At 63.5% G+C, this 17,841-nt stretch carries 15 protein-coding genes; 4 read left to right on the top strand and 11 right to left on the bottom strand.

The window, feature by feature from the left end; all coding sequences use genetic code 11:
• Positions 1-146: 146 nt before the first annotated feature.
• The 11 genes from ABE456_RS25235 to ABE456_RS25285 all read right to left on the bottom strand — a co-directional run bounded on the left by ABE456_RS25235 (position 147) and on the right by ABE456_RS25285 (position 12,857).
• A complete protein-coding gene (locus ABE456_RS25235) occupies positions 147-1,727 on the bottom strand; it encodes an aldehyde dehydrogenase (NADP(+)) (RefSeq protein WP_346646363.1) in 1,581 nt (526 codons plus the stop codon).
• Positions 1,728-1,913: 186 nt separating this feature from the next.
• Positions 1,914-3,467: a galactarate dehydratase gene (gene garD / locus ABE456_RS25240; protein ID WP_346646364.1), complete on the bottom strand. Its 1,554-nt coding sequence runs from the start codon at positions 3,465-3,467 to the stop codon at positions 1,914-1,916.
• Positions 3,468-3,544: 77 nt separating this feature from the next.
• Entirely contained in the window at positions 3,545-4,906 is a 1,362-nt protein-coding gene (locus ABE456_RS25245) for an MFS transporter (RefSeq protein WP_346646365.1), read from the bottom strand.
• A gap of 106 nt (positions 4,907-5,012) precedes the next feature.
• Positions 5,013-5,924 (bottom strand): 5-dehydro-4-deoxyglucarate dehydratase, encoded by a 912-nt coding sequence (gene kdgD / locus ABE456_RS25250; RefSeq protein WP_346646366.1) that lies wholly within the window; start codon positions 5,922-5,924, stop codon positions 5,013-5,015.
• A gap of 441 nt (positions 5,925-6,365) precedes the next feature.
• A complete protein-coding gene (locus tag ABE456_RS25255) occupies positions 6,366-7,169 on the bottom strand; it encodes a type 1 glutamine amidotransferase (protein ID WP_346646367.1) in 804 nt (267 codons plus the stop codon).
• 376 nt (positions 7,170-7,545) lie between these two features.
• Entirely contained in the window at positions 7,546-8,328 is a 783-nt protein-coding gene (locus ABE456_RS25260) for an amino acid ABC transporter ATP-binding protein (RefSeq protein ID WP_346646368.1), read from the bottom strand.
• A 22-nt stretch (positions 8,329-8,350) separates the two neighbouring features.
• Positions 8,351-9,595 (bottom strand): FAD-binding oxidoreductase, encoded by a 1,245-nt coding sequence (locus tag ABE456_RS25265; protein WP_346646369.1) that lies wholly within the window; start codon positions 9,593-9,595, stop codon positions 8,351-8,353.
• 16 nt (positions 9,596-9,611) lie between these two features.
• Entirely contained in the window at positions 9,612-10,322 is a 711-nt protein-coding gene (locus ABE456_RS25270) for an ABC transporter permease subunit (RefSeq protein ID WP_346646370.1), read from the bottom strand.
• Positions 10,319-11,038 (bottom strand): ABC transporter permease subunit, encoded by a 720-nt coding sequence (locus ABE456_RS25275; protein ID WP_004376260.1) that lies wholly within the window; start codon positions 11,036-11,038, stop codon positions 10,319-10,321. The genes ABE456_RS25270 and ABE456_RS25275 overlap by 4 nt, the downstream gene beginning before the upstream one ends.
• 171 nt (positions 11,039-11,209) lie before the next feature.
• Positions 11,210-11,962 carry a transporter substrate-binding domain-containing protein gene (locus tag ABE456_RS25280; protein WP_346646371.1) on the bottom strand — a complete coding sequence of 251 codons (753 nt, stop codon included), beginning with the start codon at positions 11,960-11,962 and terminating at the stop codon, positions 11,210-11,212.
• Between the two features lie 22 nt (positions 11,963-11,984).
• Entirely contained in the window at positions 11,985-12,857 is an 873-nt protein-coding gene (locus tag ABE456_RS25285) for a MurR/RpiR family transcriptional regulator (RefSeq protein WP_346646372.1), read from the bottom strand.
• A 143-nt stretch (positions 12,858-13,000) separates the two neighbouring features.
• Between ABE456_RS25285 and ABE456_RS25290 the strand changes: the two genes are divergently transcribed.
• From ABE456_RS25290 to tpx, 4 genes are all read left to right on the top strand, one after another.
• The gene (locus ABE456_RS25290; protein ID WP_346646373.1) at positions 13,001-14,026 is read left to right on the top strand and encodes an Ldh family oxidoreductase; all 1,026 of its coding nucleotides are present in this window, start codon (positions 13,001-13,003) and stop codon (positions 14,024-14,026) included.
• A 225-nt stretch (positions 14,027-14,251) separates the two neighbouring features.
• Positions 14,252-15,448, top strand: a complete 1,197-nt coding sequence (locus tag ABE456_RS25295; protein ID WP_346646374.1) for an amino acid aminotransferase — start codon at positions 14,252-14,254, stop codon at positions 15,446-15,448.
• A gap of 298 nt (positions 15,449-15,746) precedes the next feature.
• Positions 15,747-17,027 carry a serine/threonine transporter gene (locus ABE456_RS25300; protein WP_346646375.1) on the top strand — a complete coding sequence of 427 codons (1,281 nt, stop codon included), beginning with the start codon at positions 15,747-15,749 and terminating at the stop codon, positions 17,025-17,027.
• Between the two features lie 167 nt (positions 17,028-17,194).
• Positions 17,195-17,695 carry a thiol peroxidase gene (gene tpx / locus ABE456_RS25305; RefSeq protein WP_346646376.1) on the top strand — a complete coding sequence of 167 codons (501 nt, stop codon included), beginning with the start codon at positions 17,195-17,197 and terminating at the stop codon, positions 17,693-17,695.
• The last annotated feature ends 146 nt before the right edge of the window (positions 17,696-17,841 follow it).

The raw sequence follows: 17,841 nt of genomic DNA on the forward strand, positions 1-17,841 counted from the left end.
GGTCGAGCAATTGCTGCTGAATGGGCATAAAAAAATCCGATACCAGGGGGCTGGTATCGGATTTTCTAGAAACCCTGGCTCGGACTCAAATGCTTAAGTGAACAGCATTACGCCATGCGCGGGGCTTTGTTGTTTCTGGAAATCGATCAGATCGCCCCGTCGCTCCACTGCCCATTCACCAGCCGACGCAGCCCCAGCGGGTTGCCATCGCGCAGTGCCTCAGGCAGCAGCGCCTGCGGGTAGTTCTGGTAGCACACCGGCCGCAGGAAACGGTCGATGGCCAGGGTGCCGACCGAGGTGCCACGCGCATCCGAGGTTGCCGGGTATGGCCCGCCGTGAACCATGGCATCACACACTTCGACTCCAGTAGGGTAGCCATTGACCAGGATCCGCCCGACTTTCTCTTCCAGCAGCGGCACCAGCCAGGCAAAGGCCTCGAAGTCCTCAGGCTCGCCGATCAGCGTCGCGGTCAGCTGGCCGCGCAGGCCAAGCAGGGCGGCGCGCAGCTGGTCGTTGTCTTGCACTTCCACGGCCACGGTGGTGGGGCCGAACACTTCTTCTTGCAGCAGCGGGTCAGACTCGACCAGCAGGCGTGCATCGGCCTTGAACAGTTGGGCGCGGGCCTGGCTGCCTTCCTGCACCTGGCCGGCCAAGTGCTCGATACCGGCATGGCTGTGCAGGTGCTCCAGGCCACCCACGTAGCTGCGCAGGCCGCCAGCGTTGAGCATGGTCTGCCCGGCCTGTAGGCCCAGGTGCTGGCCCAGGTCAGCCAGCAACTGGCTGTACTGCGGCGACTGCACGCCGATCACCAGGCCAGGGTTGGTGCAGAACTGGCCGGCACCCATGCATACCGAGCCGGCCAGTTCACGGGCAATGGCCTCGCCACGCTTGGCTAGCGCGCCCGGCAGGATGATCACCGGGTTGATGCTGGACATCTCGGCGAATACCGGAATCGGCTGCGGGCGCTCGGCGGCCATGCGGCACAGGGCATCGCCGCCTTTCAGCGAACCCGTGAAGCCAACGGCCTGGATAGCCGGGTGCTTGACCAGCCACTCGCCCACGCCGCCACCGAAGACCATGTTGAACACACCTTTGGGCATGCCGGTGCGCTCGGCGGCGCGCACGATGGCACAGCCGACCAGGTCGGCGGTGGCCATGTGGCCGCTGTGCGCCTTGAACACCACCGGGCAGCCGGCGGCCAGTGCCGCAGCGGTGTCGCCACCGGCAGTGGAGAAGGCCAGCGGGAAGTTGCTGGCACCGAACACGGCGACCGGGCCGACGCCAATGCGCATCTGGCGCACGTCTACGCGTGGCAGCGGCTGCCGTTCGGGCAGGGCCAGGTCGATGCGCGCACCGAGGAAGTCGCCCCGGCGCAGCACTTGGGCAAACAGGCGCATCTGGCCACTGGTACGGCCGCGCTCACCCTGGATGCGGGCGGCGGGCAGGGCGGTTTCACGGCAGACGATGGCGACGAAGGCGTCATCCAGTTCGTCCAGTTCGGCGGCGATGGCGTCGAGGAACTCGGCACGACGCACTGGGGCCAGTTGGCGGAATTCGACGAAGGCGGCGGCGGCGGCCTTGGCGGCCTGGTCCACTTCGCTTTCGGTGGCTTGGGCAAAGCTGTAGGGCAGGGCTTCGCCAGTGCTGGCGTCCAGGCTCTGCAGGCGCTGTGGGCCAGCGGCGCTGCGCTGGCCGGCGATGAAGTTGTGGCCGAGGATTTCAGGCATGGGGTGCTCCTGTAGAGAGTTGTGAAGGAAGAGAACTTGCTTGAGGAGTTTGCTCGGGCCCTGTGGGAGCGGGTTCACCCGCGAACACCGGCGAAGCCGGTGCCAAGCACCGCGCTGGATTCTTCGCGGGTGAACCCGCTCCCACAGGGATCGCGACTCACTGTGAGACCGAGCAAGCTTGGGGCATCAGGTAATCGGTGCCGGGTTGAACAGGGTGATGTCGTTGTGCAAGCGGTGCTGTTCTGCCCAGGTCTGCTTGCGGCCGCTGGCCACGTCCAGGTAGTAATGGAACAGCTCCCAGCCCAGTTCCTCGATGGTCGAGCGGCCACTGGCGATGCGCCCGGCGTCGATGTCGATCAGGTCGGGCCAGCGCTGGGCCAGTTCGCTGCGGGTGCACACCTTGACCACCGGCGCCATGGCCAGGCCGTAAGGGGTGCCGCGGCCGGTGGTGAACACGTGCAGGTTCATGCCGGCAGCCAGTTGCAGGGTGCCGCAGACGAAGTCGCTGGCCGGGGTGGCGCAGAAGATCAGGCCCTTGCGGTTTACTCGCTCGCCAGGGCCGAGCACGCCCTGGATGGCACCGCTGCCAGACTTGACGATCGACCCCAGGGATTTCTCGACGATGTTCGACAGGCCACCTTTCTTGTTGCCCGGCGTGGTGTTGGCGCTGCGATCGGCGGCGCCCTGCTGCAGGTAGTGGTCGTACCAGTCCATTTCGCGTACCAGTGCATCGGCGACGTCCTGGTTTTCTGCGCGCGAGGTCAGCATGTAGATGGCGTCGCGCACCTCGGTCACTTCCGAGAACAGCACGGTGGCACCGGCGCGCACCAGCAGGTCGGCGGCGTAGCCCAGTGCCGGGTTGGCGGTGATGCCCGAGAAGGCGTCGCTGCCTCCGCACTGCATGCCGAGGATCAGTTCACTGGCCGGTACGGTTTCGCGGCGGCGCTGGTCGAGTTTTTTCAGGCGGGTTTCGGCCAGTTCCATGATCTGTTCGATCATTTCCACAAAGCCCAGGCTGGCGTCCTGCAGGCGGTACAGCCACGGCTCGCTGAGGTCTACCGACGGGTCGTTGTCGTGCATCACCTGGCCGGCCTGCAGTTTTTCGCAGCCCAGGCTGATGACCAGTGCCTCGCCACCCAGGTTGGGGTTGCGCGCCAGGTTGCGCACGGTGCGGATCGGGATGTAGGCATCACGCGCGTTGATTGCCACGCCGCAGCCATAGCTGTGGGTGATGGCCACCACATCATCGACGTTGGGGTACTTGGGCAGCAGTTCGCTGCGGATGCGTTTGACCGCATGTTCCAGCACGCCGGTCACGCACTGCACAGTGGTGGTGATGCCAAGGATGTTGCGGGTGCCGACGGTGCCGTCGGCGTTGCGGTAGCCTTCGAAGCTGAAGCCTTCCAGCGGCGGCAGCGGCTGCGGAACAGCGTCGCAGCGTGGCAGGCTGTCCAGCTCCGGGGCGGCTGGCATGGCCAACTGGCTTTCCTGCACCCAGCTGCCCTGGCGCAGGTCTTCCAGCGCATAGCCGATGATTTGCCCATAGCGGCGCACCGGCTCGCCCTTGGCGATGGCCACGGTGGCAACCTTGTGGCTCTGTGGCACGCCTTCGACCAGGGTCAGGCCGTCGGCAAAGCGGGCGCCTTCGCCCAGGCCGCCGTCATTGACCACCACCACGACATTGTCGTCGTCGTGCAGGCGGACGTAGCGGGGCGAGTCGGAATGTTCGATCAACTGCATGGTTGGGCCCTACTTGTCAGGTTCTCAGGCTTTTGTACATCCGCCCGCACCGGGGTTGCCGGCGCGGGCGTGTTCACTCAGTGTCGCGAGCTGGCCAGCTCGCCGTTGGCAGCTGGCTCGGCTTCAGGCTTTGGGGTTTCACGCAGCTCGATACGCTTGATCGGGCCGACGATCACCAGGTAGCTGAACACCGCTACCAGGGCATTGGCCCCTACATACACCAGGGCCCACTTGAACGAACCGGTGGCGCTGATGATGTAGCCGATCACGATAGGGGTGGTGATCGAGGCGATGTTGCCGAAGGTGTTGAACAGCCCGCCCGACAGCCCGGCAATCTGCTTCGGCGAGGTGTCGGCGACTACCGCCCAGCCCAACGCACCGATACCTTTGCCGAAGAATGCCAGGGTCATGAAGCCGACCACCATCCACTCGGCGTCAACGTAGTTGCAGAACACCATGGTGGTGGACAGCAGCAGGCCGCAGACGATCGGCAGTTTGCGCGAGAACGTCAGCGAGTTGCCGCGGCGCAGCAGCCAGTCCGAGATCACGCCGCCCAGCACACCACCGATGAACCCGCAAACTGCAGGCAGCGAGGCGATGAAGCCGGCCTTGAGGATGGTCATGCCACGTTCCTGCACCAGGTACACCGGGAACCAGGTAAGGAAGAAGTAGGTAATGGCGTTGATGCAGTACTGGCCCAGGTATACACCCAGCAGCATGCGGCTGGTCAGCAGTTGCTTGATGTAGCCCCATTTCGGGCCATCGTTGCCGCGCTTCTGGTCCATGTCCACCAGGCCGCCGTTCTGCTCGATGTGCTCGAGTTCGGCTGGGCTGATGCGCGGGTGCTGCCTGGGGTTGTGGATGGTCTTCAGCCAGACCATGGAGAACACGATGCCCAGAGCGCCCATGACCACGAACACATGCTCCCAGCCGAAGCTGAACACGATCCAGCCCATGATTGGCGCGAACAGTGCGGTGGCGAAGTATTGCGCCGAGTTGAAGATGGCCGAGGCAGTGCCACGTTCCTGAGTCGGGAACCAGGCCGCGACGATACGCGCGTTACCCGGGAACGACGGGGCTTCGGCAAAACCGACCAGAAAGCGCAGGGTGAAGAGAGTGACTACGGCCCAAGCCACCGGCAAACCACCGACAAACCCCTGCAGCAGGGTGAACAGCGACCAGGTGAAGATACTGAAGGCGTAGACGTTCTTGGAACCGAAGCGATCGAGCAGCCAGCCCCCAGGTATCTGGCCAGCCACGTAAGCCCATCCGAAGGCGGAGAAGATATAACCGAGGGTTACGGCGTCAATGCCGAGGTCTTTCTGCAGGCTGGAGCCTGCAATGGCGATGGTAGCGCGGTCGGCATAGTTGATCGTGGTCACCAGAAACAGCATGAACAGGATCAGGTAGCGCACATGCGTCTTTTTAGTCGCTTGCATGCTGGCAATACTCCCACTAGTTATTTTTTTGTGCGGGCTCACGAATTGTAACCGGAGTGGGGCTGGCCCACTCCGGGCGCGGCATCTGGCAGGCCGCAGGCTACGCTTACTGCGGGCCCATCTTGTCCATCAGCGCGGCGAGCATTTCGTACTCTGCGGCGGTGAGGTCGGTCAGTGGGGTGCGCACCGGGCCGGCGTCGTAACCGGCGATCTTGGCGCCGGCCTTGACGATGCTCACGGCGTAGCCGGCCTTGCGGTTACGGATGTCCAGGTACGGCAGGAAGAAATCGTCGATCAGCTTGGCTACAGTGGCATGGTCGTCACGGGCGATGGCGTTGTAGAAGTCCATGGCGGTCTTCGGCACGAAGTTGAACACCGCGGACGAATAAACCGGTACACCCAGGGCTTTGTAGGCGGCAGCATACACTTCGGCGGTCGGCAGGCCACCCAGGTAGCTGAAGCGGTCGCCCAGGCGACGACGGATCGACACCATCAGCTCGATATCACCCAGACCGTCCTTGTAGCCGATCAGGTTCGGGCAGCGCTCGGCCAGTTTTTCCAGCAGGTCGGCATTCAGGCGGCAGACGTTGCGGTTGTACACCACCACGCCGATCTTCACCGATTTGCACACCGCCTCGACGTGGGCGGCAACGCCCTCCTGGCTGGCCTCGGTCAGGTAGTGCGGCAGCAGCAGCAGGCCCTTGGCACCCAGGCGCTCGGCCTCTTGCGCGTACTCGATGGCCTGGCGGGTGGAGCCACCGACGCCAGCGAGGATCGGTACCGAAGTGGCACAGGTGTCGACTGCGGTCTTGATCACCTGGCTGTATTCGCTGGCGGCCAGGGAGAAGAACTCACCGGTGCCACCGGCAGCGAACAGGGCGCTGGCACCGTAAGGGGCCAGCCATTCCAGGCGCTTGATGTAGCCAGCCGGGTTGAAGTCGCCCTGGGCGTTGAAGTCGGTGACCGGGAAAGACAGCAGGCCGTGGGAGAGGATGGATTTCAGTTCTTGTGGAGTCATTGTTGTTGGCATCCTGTGGCGCTTGGGTGAAGGGTGTTGTTCTGCGTTGGAGGTAAGTTATCGTACAACTTGTACGATGACTAGCCCCTTGGTGAGATTTTTTGAGGTGGAGGTGATTCCGCCTGTGCCGGCCCCTTCGCGGGTGAACCCGCTCCCACAGGTTACGGCGCAGCCTTGTAGAACTGTGAAGATCACTGTGGGAGCGGGCGAGCCCGCGAAGAGGCCGGTGCTGGCGACAACAAAAGATGCAGGAGACGCTGATGGCAGCCTATCTGCAATCAGTCATCGTATCTCTTGAGGGTGCAGGAAAAAACGATCGCGGAGACAGGCACAAGCCCGCCGCCCGATTCCACGGGAAGTGTTCTGGGACCAGCAGAGGGTGACCGGGGAAACGGGGGCGGCCTTGCGCCGCCCCGCGATCAAAGCAGAGGAAACTGAAGGTCAGGCCGCGCGCTTGATCTGCGCCTTGCGTACCTGGGCCCGGCAGGCATCGCCGAAAGCCTGGAAGATCTTGATCGAATCAGGGTTCTTCGCCGCTTGCCACTCCGGGTGCCACTGCACGGCGAACAGGAACGGCGAAATGCTCGGGGCGTGAATGGCTTCGACCAGACCGTCTTCGGCGTGGGCGATGGCCTCGATGCCGGCTCCGAGCTTGTGCAGACCCTGGCCATGCAGCGAGTTGACGCGAATTTCATCGGTACCCAGGGTGTCACGCAGCCAGCTGCCCGGCTTGATTTTCACGCTGTGCACCTGGGCGTACTGCACCTCGACCGGGTCTTCCGGGTTTTCCCGGTGGTCGTTGAAACCAGGCTCGGCGTACACCTTTTGGTAGATGTCGCCACCCAAGGCCACGTTGATTTCCTGCATGCCACGGCAGATGCCGAAGATTGGCAGGCCACGCTTGAGCGCCGCCTTGACCAGCGGGATGTCGAACAGGTCGCGGTTCTGGTCCTGGCCTTTGCCTGGGGTCTGGTTTTCCTGGCCGTACAGGGCCGGGTCGATGTTGCTGCCAGCGCCGGTCAGGTATACGCCGTCGGCCATGTCCAGGTAGGTCTCCAGGTCTTCAGTGCCGCAGCAGGTGGGCACCAGTACCGGGACGCAATCGGAAAACTCGACCAGCGGGGTGATGTATTTATGGGTCATGACCTGGTAGTCATGGCCTTTGCGCTCTTGGCTGCCCATGGTCATCAGGACGACGGGTTTGCGCAGGGAAGGTTGCTTGTTGCCAATGTTGCTGTTGGACATATGTCACCTTGGGACAGGTTCAGCCTGTCGTTGTTGTGCAGGCGCACGGCGCGGGGCTCTGAGTGCTGCCTGTAGCCCCGAGCACTGCCGGCTCGTCGAGGCGACGATTCCGGTCGGGGCCTGTAGATAGCTTGCCAGAGCCGTTCGATATGTCAAACGACTGAAGAGGGCTTTAATGCGGGGAATGCACCGGTTTTTGGGGGCTGAAACCCATGCGGGCCTGTAGCGGCGTGGGTTTGGCGGGGGTGAAGGTCAATAATATTTAACGACGCAGTTGGGTCTTTGCAGCGGTGCAATGAAGGTGGTGCAGGGATCGCCTTTTCCTCCAGCAGGCGCGGTCCTACACGGAATCGCGCCAGCCTTGATCAACTTTGATTCAGTGCAGTATCTGCGCCAGGAAGCCCTTGGCCCGCTCGGTACGCGGCTGGTTGAAGAACACCTGCGGCGGGCTGTCCTCGATGATCTGCCCGCCCTCCAGGAACAGCACCCGCTCGGCCACCTGCCGGGCAAAGCCCATTTCATGGGTAACACAAAGCATGGTCATGCCGGTACCGGCCAGCTGCACCAGCACATCCAGCACCTCGGCAACCATTTCCGGGTCCAGTGCCGAAGTAGGCTCGTCGAACAGCATGATCCGAGGCTTCATGCACAACGCCCGGGCAATCGCCACACGCTGCTGCTGGCCGCCAGACAACTGGCTGGGGTACTTGTGCGCCTGGCTTTCGATACCCACCTTCTTCAGGTACATGCGCGCCCGCTCCTCGGCATCTTTGCGTGACAACCCACGCACACTGGTGGGGGCCAGCAGGCAGTTGTCGAGCACACTCATGTGCGGGAACAGGTTGAAGTGCTGGAACACCATGCCGATGTCGCTGCGCACCTGCGCCGCCTCGCGGCTGGTAGCCGCCAGGTCGATGCCGTCCACCTGGATGCTGCCCTGCTGGGCGATTTCCAAGCGGTTGATGCAGCGGATCAGGGTCGATTTGCCCGAGCCGGACGGCCCGCACAGCACGATGCGTTCGCCTTCGCGCACCTGCAGGTCGATGTCGCGCAGTACGTGGAACGCGCCGTAGTGCTTGTTCAGGCCTTCGATGCGGATCAGCACCGGACGCGGGTCGGGTTCAGGGGCAAGGGTGGCAAGGCTCAGTGGTGCGGTCATCTTGTTGTTCTCCCGCGTGGGTTCAGTCGAAACGGCTCGCGCTGTAAGGCGCTGGGTCGGTAAAAGGGCGCTCGCCGGTCACCAGTTCGGCCACCAATCGGCCGCTGACCGGCCCCAGGGTGAGGCCATGGTGGGCGTGGCCGAAGTTGAACCACAGCCCCGGGTGACGCGGTGCCGGGCCGATCACCGGGCGCATGTCGGGCAGGCACGGGCGGCGGCCCAGCCACGGGGTGTCGTCCAGGCGCTCGCCCAAGGCCGGGAACAGCTTGCGTGCCAGCGCCTCGCAGCGGCCCAGCTGGATCTGGTTGCCGGGTGCGCTGCTGGCGTCGAACTCGATGCCGGTGGTCAGGCGCACGCCGCGCGCCATGGGTGCCAGCACGTAGCCGCCCTGGGTGTCGCAGATGGAATGCTCCAGCTGGGCGCCGGCGCGGGTGCTGTAGTGCATGTGGTAGCCACGCTTGATCGCCAGCGGGATCTGGTAGCCCAGGCCGCTGAACAGGTCAGCCGACTGCGGGCCGAGGCAGGCCACCACCTCGTCGGCGATGATCGGGCCACGGCGGCTGTCGACCTGCCATTGCCCGTTGACCTGGCGCAGGCTGCGCGCATCGCCGTACAGGAACTGGCCGCCCCGTTGCACGAACAGCGCAGCGTAGCCACGGGTGAGCGCGCCAGGGTTGTTCACGGTCTTGGGGTCGAGCCAGTGGATGCCGCCGACCACGGTGGTGTCCAACTGGTGTTCGCGGGCTTGCAATTGCCCGCATTCGAGGATTTCGAATTGCAGACCATACCGGCTCAGGCCCTTGGCGTCGGCCTTGGCCTGCTCGAACAGCGCCGGGTCGCGGAACACCTCGATCCAGCCTTTGGCCTGCACCAACCCTTCAAGGCCGGCGGCAGCGATCAGCGCGTCGTGCTCTTCGACGCAGCGCTGCACCAGCGGCAGCATGTCGGCAGCAGCGCCGGCCAGGCGCCCGGGGGCCGACTGGCGCCAATAGCGCCACAGCCAGGGTGCGGCCTTGGGCAGGTGCGCCAGGCTATAGCGCACATCGGGTTGGCGGTTAAGGCCGTAGCGCAGCAGCGCACTCAGTTGCCTCGGGAAGGCATAGGGGATCACGCTGGAGCGCTCGATCAGCCCGGCGTTGCCGTGGCTGGTACCGCTACCTGGTTCGTCACGGTCGATCAGGATCACCTGGCGCCTGCGGGCCTGCAGGTGCAGGGCGGTGCTGACGCCGACGATGCCGGCGCCGAGGACAAGGGTCTGGCAATGCATGGAACGTATCCTTCGGTCAGTTCAGGTGGCGGCCCAGGCGGGCTTCCAGGTGTTTCAGCAGGCGCCGTACCAGTTCGACGATCACCAGGTAGAGCACGGCGGCCCACAGGTAGATCTGGAAGTCGAAACTGCGTGAGAAGGCCAGTTTGGTCACGCCCATCAGGTCATAGATGGTCACCAGCGAGGCAATCGCGCTGGCCTTGATCATCAGGATCAGCTCGTTGCCCAGCGGGCCGATGGCCACCAGCAGCGACTGCGGCAATATCACCTTGAAGAAGGTGGTCGAGCGTTTCAGGTTCAGCGCCCGGGCGGCTTCGTGCTGGCCAGGGGCGACCGCCATCAGGCTGCCGCGGAAGATCTCGGCCTGGTAGGCGGCGGTGTTCAGGGTGAATGCCAGCAAAGTGCAGAACCACGCCTCGCGGAAGAACCACCACAGGCCAACGTCCTGCCAGAAGCCCTTGAGCGAGCCCAGGCCGTAATACAGCAGGAACAACTGGGCCAACAGCGGCGAACCGCGGAAGAAATACACGTAGCCAGCGGCCATGCGCTGCAGCAGCAGGCTGCGCGACATGCGCGCCAGGGCCAGCAACAGGCCAAGCACCGCGCCCAGGCTGAAGGAAATGGCCACCAGCTTGGCGGTTACCAGCAGGCCGTCGAGGAAGCGCGGGCCGTAGCGCTCCAGCAGGTCGGGGTCGAGCACCAGTGCCAGCAATTGATCGAAGCTCATGCGCGTGCTCCTTGCAGGTGGCGGTTACTGCGCCGTTCGATGAAGGCGAACACGCGCCCGGAAATGGCAGCGAACAGCAGGTAGCCCAAGCAAGCGACGCCATAGAAGAACATCGGCTCCTTGGTCACGCTGACCGCCAGGTTGGTTTGGCGCATCAGGTCGACCAGCGAGATGGTCGATACCAGTGAGGTGTCCTTGAGCAGCGACAGCCAGTTGTTGGAGAGGCCGGGCAGGGCGATGCGGGTAAGCTGTGGCAGCAGCACCTTGAAGAAGCCGGTGCGCTTGCTCAGGCCCAATGCCGAGCAGGCTTCCAGCTGGCCCTTGGGCAGGGTCTTGAAGGCTGCCAGCCAGATCTCGCTGGAGAACGCGGCGAACACCAGGCTGAAGGCGATCATGGCGGCGAGGAAGGTGTTGATCAGGAACTCACCCTGGTAGCCCATGGCGGCGAGAATCTTCTGCGCGGCGATCTGGCAGCCGTAATAGATGATCAGCAATGTCAGCAGCTCGGGCAGGCCGCGGAACACGGTGGAAAAGGTGGTGGCCCAGGCCCGTGGCAGGCGCTTGCGCGAGCGTGCTGCCAGGGCGACCACCAGGCCCAGTGGCAGGCCGATGGGCAGGCAGGCCAGGGCCAGCGAAACGGTAACCAGCGCGCCGGCCAGCAGCGCCTGGCCCCAGCCTCCACTGGCGAAGGACAGCAAGGACAATTGATCGAGCATGACGAACCCCTTGGGCTTGTAATGCGGTCTCTGTGGGAGCGGCCTTGCGTCGCGAAAGGGCTGCGCAGCGGCCCCAGGATTCATGCAACAGCACCGATTGCCGGGGCCGCTACGCGGCCCTATCGCGACGCAAGGCCGCTCCCACAGGGAATGCGCAAAACTTCCTGAAGATCAGTTGTAGATATCGAAAGCAAAGTACTTGCTGGCGATCTTCTGGTAGGTGCCGTTGGCCACGATCTGCTGCAGCGCGGTGTTCAGGCGCTGGCGCAGGGCTTCGTCGTCCTTGCGCACGGCAATGGCAGCATCGGCCTTGGTGTCGGCCACGTCGCCAAGGATCTTGCAGCAGTCCGCGCCGTTCTTGGTCATCCACTCGTGCAGCGGGAATTTATCGGCAATCACGCCATCGAGGCGGCCAGCGGCCAGGTCGGCGTTGGCTTCGTCCATGGTCGGGTACAGCTTCACATCGGCGCCGGCCTTGGCGTACACGTCCTCGGCGTAGATTGCCTGGGTAGAAGACGACTGCGCGCCAACGGTATAGCCGACAAAGTCGGTCTGGGCATCGTTGATCTTGCTGTCCTTGGCCACCGCAACGGTTAGCGGGGTGCGGTAGTAATGGTCGGTGAAAGCGATTTTCTTGCGCCGTTCTTCAGTGTCGATCATCGACGCGACCACCGCGTCATATTTGCGTGCCATCAGTGCCGGGATGATGCCTTCCCAGTCCTGGGCCACCAGCGTGCACTCGACTTTCATCTGTTCGCACAGGGCATGGGTGATATCGATGTCAAAGCCATGCAGCTGGTTGTTGGCGTCGACATAGTTGAAGGGCGGGTAGGCACCCTCGGTGGCGAAGCGCAGGGTTTCGGCACTGGCGGCACCCGTCAGCAGCAGGGCGCACGCACCCACCAAAGCCATGGTCTTGTTCATCTCGCACCTCATTGCACTCTTGCTATTGTTGTTTTCCCGCCGACCACGAGGTGTAGCCGACGAATTCGTTATGTAGAGCGGCAGTCGCTTCCAAGCGTTTTTCAACATCCGGTCCGAGCTTCTTGCAGACCTCGTTGACCATCAGGTGCACCCACGACAGCATGGTCGAGGTGGATTCCCAGAACAGGTTGAACTCGGTGGGGATACGGAACACCTCGTCGGCGTTGGCATCGGCCCAGTCACAAAAGGTATCGGTCACCAGGGTGACCGCAATGCCAGCCTCGCGCGCCTTCTGGCACAACAGCAGGGCGTGGCGGGAGTAACGGCGCGCCTCGAACACCAGCAGCGCGCTGTGTTCGGCGCGGCCCAGCAGCACTTCGCCGAAGTGCCCGGCGCTGATGTCGACCAGCTGCACGCCATCGCGCAGGTATTGCAGCAGGTGGCTCATGCACATGGCGATACCGCGCTCAGTCTGAAAACCGGCGATGAATACCCGTGGTTTGCTGGCCAGGCGTTGCGCCACGCTGTGCCAGGCCGCGCTCTGGCGGTATTCGTGCACGCGTACCAGGGCGGCGATTTCCAGCTCCAGGCTGCCGGTGTTTTCGCTGGGGTCCTGGTTCTGGCGGTAATCTTGCAGGCGGTCACCCACCAGCCACGGGCCATCACCCAGGTCGTTCTGCAGGTCTTGCTTAAGTGCCTTGAGGTGGGCATAACCCAGTGAGCGGCAGAAACGCCCGACGCTGGATTCGCTGACGCCCAGCTTGGCGGCAATGCTGGCCGAAGTCTGGAACGGCAGTTCTTGCAGGTTGGCGAGCATGTAGGTGGCGATCTTGCGGCCCGAAGCGGCGGCCCCTTCGAGGCTGTTTTCCAGGCGTTGCTTGATCGGTTGGCTCATGCTGCGGCTCCAGGGGTAAGGCTTACGAATGAAAATGGCTGTTTTCTGTCATCAAGTCAACATTTGACAGAATGCTGTCACATGCAGGAAAGTTTTTGTCGTTGCAACGCTGTAGCCATTCCAAAATCAACAAGGAGCTTCAGATGTCCGCACCTTCAAGCAGCACCCTCGTGCGCGTGCCTTTTACCGAGCTGCAGGGCCTGTTGCAGGCTATTTTCCAGCGCCATGGCTGCAGCGACAGCGTCGCTCAGGTGCTGGCCTACAACTGCGCCAGCGCCCAGCGCGATGGCGCCCACAGCCATGGGGTGTTCCGCATGCCTGGCTATGTCTCGACCCTGGCCAGTGGCTGGGTCGATGGCCAGGCCACGCCAAAGGTCAGTGACGTGGCTGCAGGTTATGTATCCGTCGATGCCGCCGGCGGTTTTGCCCAGCCGGCACTGGCCGCGGCCCGTGCCTTGTTGGTGGCCAAGGCGCGCAACGCCGGCGTCGCCGTGCTGGCGATTCACAACTCGCATCACTTCGCCGCGCTATGGCCGGATGTGGAGCCGTTCGCCGAAGAGGGGCTGGTGGCCCTGAGCGTGGTCAACAGCATGACGTGCGTAGTGCCACATGGCGCCCGCAAGCCGCTGTTTGGTACCAACCCCATCGCCTTTGCCGCGCCTTGCGCCGAACATGACCCGATCGTCTTCGACATGGCCACCAGCGCCATGGCCCACGGTGACGTGCAGATTGCCGCGCGTGCCGGCCAGCAGTTGCCAGAGGGCATGGGCGTGGATGCCAATGGCGAACCGACCACCGAGCCCAAGGCAATACTGGAAGGTGGCGCCTTGCTGCCGTTTGGCGGCCACAAGGGCTCGGCACTGTCGATGATGGTCGAGTTGCTGGCGGCGGCGCTGACCGGCGGTAATTTCTCCTGGGAGTTCGACTGGTCGGGGCACCCGGGGGCAAAAACACCGTGGACCGGGCAGTTGATCATCGTCATCGATCCGAGCAAGGCCGAGGGCGAGCGCTTTGCTCAGCGCAGCCGCGAACTGGTGGAGCAGATGCAGGCGGTGGGGCTGACGCGCATGCCGGGTGAGCGGCGCTACCGCGAGCGCGAGGTGGCTGAAGAGGAGGGGGTAGCGGTGACCGAGCAGGAGTTGCAGGGCTTGAAAGCGTTGCTTGGCTGACCTGGCCTCTTCGCGGGTAAACCTGCTCCCACAGGTGCTGCACAGGTTTCAAGGGCGGTGATATCCCTGTGGGAGCGTGTTTACCCGCGAAGAATCCAGTACAGATCCCGAGCCATGCAATGTTGCATAGACAACCTTGCACAATAGTGGATGTTCCTGAGCGTGCACTCCGGGTATGCTCAGGGCTGACTTTTCGTACTGTCCTGATCCAAGGAGCTGCACGCTGTGTTCAAACATGTCGATGCCTATGCCGGCGACCCGATCCTCTCGTTGATGGAAACCTTCAAGGCCGACCCGCGCGCTGACAAGGTCAACCTGAGTATCGGCCTGTACTACGATGAGGCCGGCGTGGTGCCGCAACTGGCGGCGGTGGATGCGGTGGAAAAGCGCATCGCCGGTCAGGACCATGAAGCCTCCCTGTACCTGCCGATGGAAGGCCTGGCCAGTTACCGCCAGGCGATCCAGGCGCTGCTGTTCGGTGCCGATCACCCTGCCGTGACCGGCGGGCGTGTGGCCACCGTGCAAACCGTGGGCGGCTCCGGCGCGCTGAAAGTCGGTGCCGACTTCCTCAAGCGTTATTTCCCGCAGTCCGAAGTCTGGGTCAGCAACCCGACCTGGGATAACCATCGCGCCATCTTCGAAGGCGCCGGCTTCAAGGTGCACACCTACCCGTACTTCGACCAGGCCACCCGTGGCGTGGACTTCGACGGCATGCTGGCCACCCTGCAGAGCCTGCCGGCCAACAGCGTGGTGCTGCTGCACCCGTGCTGCCACAACCCTACCGGTGCCGACCTTACGCAAAGCCAGTGGCAACAAGTGGTCGAAGTGGTCAAGGCACGCCAACTGATCCCGTTCCTCGACATTGCCTACCAGGGCTTCGCCGAAGGCCTGGTGGAAGACGCCTACGCCATCCGCGAAATGGCCCGTGCCGGCGTGCCGTGCCTGGTCAGCAACTCGTTCTCGAAAATCTTCTCGCTGTACGGCGAGCGTGTCGGCGGCCTGTCGGTGGTCTGCGACGACGAAGCCACCGCGCAGAGCGTGCTGGGCCAGCTCAAGGCTACCGTGCGCCGCAACTACTCCAGCCCGCCCAACTTCGGTGCCCAGCTGGTCGCCGGCGTGCTGAGCGATGCCGGCCTGAATGCCCAGTGGGCCGAGGAAGTCGAAGTGATGCGCAAGCGTATCCTCGACATGCGCCAGGCCCTGGTCGATGCCCTGGCCGTACTGCTGCCAGGCCAGGACTTCCAGTTCTTCCTGCGCCAGCGCGGCATGTTCAGCTACACCGGCTTCAGCGTCGAGCAGGTACGCCGCCTGCGTGACGAGTTCGGCGTGTACCTGATCGACAGCGGCCGCGTGTGCATGTCCGGCCTGCGCCCGGCCAACCTGCAACGGGTTGCCGAAGCCTTCGCTGCTGTTCAGAAGTAACCCTCCAGGGGCCCTGCGCGGCCCCTAGTGCGGGGCCCCGGCAATTTCGGCGGCGAAGCTGAAATTGTGGGGGCGCTGCGCACTCCTTTCGCGACGCAAGGCCGCTCCCACAGCCACCCTTGCAACCCACGGGTGCACCCCGCTTGTAAAGACAAGTGCAACCGCCCCTCGGAAAAGGGCTTCGCAAGTGCAACCTTTCCGTGCACAATCGCGCCCCTCTTTTCCGGTTGAGTTGGGCGATAGCACTATTTCGCCATTCTCAGCCTGTTGCAGTCTTGCGAGTGGAGCTTCACCCGGAATGAATGAGCAGGCCCCAAGCGTTGAACAACGCTTTGTAGAATCGACCCCCGCCACCCTCGGCAGCTGGGCGCGTCACGACACCACCTGGATGCTGGGCCTGTTCGGCACAGCCATTGGCGCCGGAACCCTGTTCCTGCCAATCAACGCCGGCCTTGGCGGCTTCTGGCCGCTGCTGATCCTGGCCATACTGGCCTTCCCGATGACCTATTTCGCCCACCGCGGGCTGACCCGTTTCGTCCTGTCCGGGCGCAACGGCGGCGACATCACCGAGGTGGTCAAGGAGCACTTCGGCATTACCGCCGGTGCTGCGATCACCGTGCTGTATTTCTTCGCCATCTTCCCGATCCTGCTGATCTACAGCGTGGCGCTGACCAACACCGTGTCCAGCTTCATCGAGCACCAGCTGCACATGCAGCCGCCGCCGCGCATGCTCCTGTCGTTCGTGCTGATTCTCGGCCTGCTGGCCATCGTGCGCTGCGGCGAGCAGGCCACGGTCAAGGTCATGAGCCTGCTGGTCTACCCGTTCATCGTCGCCCTGGCGTTGCTGGGCCTGTACCTGGTGCCGCACTGGACCGGTGGTATCCTCGACAGCGCTACCCAGGTGCCGCCGGCTTCGGCCTTCCTGCACACCCTGTGGCTGGCCATCCCGGTGATGGTGTTCTCGTTCAACCACTCGCCAATCATCTCGGCCTTTGCTGTTGACCAGAAGCGTCGCTACGGCGAGCACGCCGATGAGCGCAGCGGCCAGATCCTGCGCCGTGCCCACCTGCTGATGGTGGTGATGGTGCTGTTCTTCGTGTTCAGCTGCGTGCTCACCCTGAGCAGCGCCCAGCTGGCCGAAGCCAAGGCACAGAACCTGTCGATCCTGTCGTACCTGGCCAACCACTTCAGCAACCCGACCATCGAGTTTGCTGCGCCGCTGATCGCCTTCGTGGCCATCGCCAAGTCGTTCCTCGGCCACTACATTGGTGCTAGCGAAGGCCTCAAGGGCATCATCGCCAAGACCGGCGCACGCCCGGGCGCCAAGGCCCTGGACCGCGTTGTTGCGGCGCTGATGCTGGTGGTATGCTGGATCGTTGCCACCCTCAACCCAAGCATCCTCGGCATGATCGAGTCGCTGGGCGGCCCGATCCTGGCGGTGCTGCTGTTCCTGATGCCGATGTACGCCATTCGCCGTGTACCGTCGATGCGCAAGTACAGCGGTGCAGCGTCCAACGTGTTTGTCGTGGCAGTTGGCCTGGTTGCGCTGACTTCGGTGGTGTACGGCTTGCTGAGCTGATTTGCTGCCTTTTATAAAGAATGCCCGGGTTGCTTGTCGCAACCCGGGTATTTTTTTGTCCACAAGAATTGTCTGGCAATAGAACAATTTCACTTGCCCCCATAGGCACCCGGCCGCCTTCATGCTTAACTCAGTGTCCTTTTCAAACCCCGCATAAGGATTTCGTCATGGCTCAAGTGACTCTCAAAGGCAACCCGGTCCAGGTTAACGGCAACCTGCCACAGGCCGGCGCCCAGGCTCCGGCTTTCTCCCTGGTAGGTGAAGGCCTGGCCGACAAGTCGCTGAAAGACTACGCCGGCAAGCGCAAGGTGCTGAACATCTTCCCGAGCGTCGACACCCCGACCTGCGCCACTTCGGTACGCAAGTTCAACGCCCAGGCCAACGATGTGGCCAACACCGTGGTGCTGTGCATCTCCGCCGACCTGCCGTTTGCCCAGGCTCGCTTCTGCGGCGCCGAAGGCCTGGAGAACGTGAAGAACCTGTCGACCCTGCGTGGCCGCGAGTTCCTCGAAAACTACGGCGTTGCCATCGCCGACGGCCCGCTGGCCGGCCTGGCCGCCCGCGCCGTAGTGGTGCTGGACGAGAACGACAAGGTGCTGCACAGCGAACTGGTTGGCGAAATCGCTGACGAGCCGAACTACAACGCGGCACTGGCTGTACTGAAGTAAGGGTTGAGTGGGGCAGGGCGGGCATCTATAGCCTGTACCGGCCTCTTCGCGGGTAAACCCGCTCCGCCCGGGATACCACAGCAGTCAAGTTGTTTGGCGTACCTGGAGGAGCGGGTTTACCCGCGGAAGGGGCGGCACAGGCAGCG

It is taken from the genome of Pseudomonas sp. TWI929 (assembly GCF_039673335.1).
GTDB lineage: Bacteria > Pseudomonadota > Gammaproteobacteria > Pseudomonadales > Pseudomonadaceae > Aquipseudomonas.

Coding starts and splice junctions, on each gene's coding strand:
- ABE456_RS25235 (WP_346646363.1), bottom strand. CDS start 1,727: ATGCCTGAAATCCTCGGCCACAACTTCATCGCCGGCCAGCGCAGCGCC.
- garD (WP_346646364.1), bottom strand. CDS start 3,467: ATGCAGTTGATCGAACATTCCGACTCGCCCCGCTACGTCCGCCTGCAC.
- ABE456_RS25245 (WP_346646365.1), bottom strand. CDS start 4,906: ATGCAAGCGACTAAAAAGACGCATGTGCGCTACCTGATCCTGTTCATG.
- kdgD (WP_346646366.1), bottom strand. CDS start 5,924: ATGACTCCACAAGAACTGAAATCCATCCTCTCCCACGGCCTGCTGTCT.
- ABE456_RS25255 (WP_346646367.1), bottom strand. CDS start 7,169: ATGTCCAACAGCAACATTGGCAACAAGCAACCTTCCCTGCGCAAACCC.
- ABE456_RS25260 (WP_346646368.1), bottom strand. CDS start 8,328: ATGACCGCACCACTGAGCCTTGCCACCCTTGCCCCTGAACCCGACCCG.
- ABE456_RS25265 (WP_346646369.1), bottom strand. CDS start 9,595: ATGCATTGCCAGACCCTTGTCCTCGGCGCCGGCATCGTCGGCGTCAGC.
- ABE456_RS25270 (WP_346646370.1), bottom strand. CDS start 10,322: ATGAGCTTCGATCAATTGCTGGCACTGGTGCTCGACCCCGACCTGCTG.
- ABE456_RS25275 (WP_004376260.1), bottom strand. CDS start 11,038: ATGCTCGATCAATTGTCCTTGCTGTCCTTCGCCAGTGGAGGCTGGGGC.
- ABE456_RS25280 (WP_346646371.1), bottom strand. CDS start 11,962: ATGAACAAGACCATGGCTTTGGTGGGTGCGTGCGCCCTGCTGCTGACG.
- ABE456_RS25285 (WP_346646372.1), bottom strand. CDS start 12,857: ATGAGCCAACCGATCAAGCAACGCCTGGAAAACAGCCTCGAAGGGGCC.
- ABE456_RS25290 (WP_346646373.1), top strand. CDS start 13,001: ATGTCCGCACCTTCAAGCAGCACCCTCGTGCGCGTGCCTTTTACCGAG.
- ABE456_RS25300 (WP_346646375.1), top strand. CDS start 15,747: ATGAATGAGCAGGCCCCAAGCGTTGAACAACGCTTTGTAGAATCGACC.
- tpx (WP_346646376.1), top strand. CDS start 17,195: ATGGCTCAAGTGACTCTCAAAGGCAACCCGGTCCAGGTTAACGGCAAC.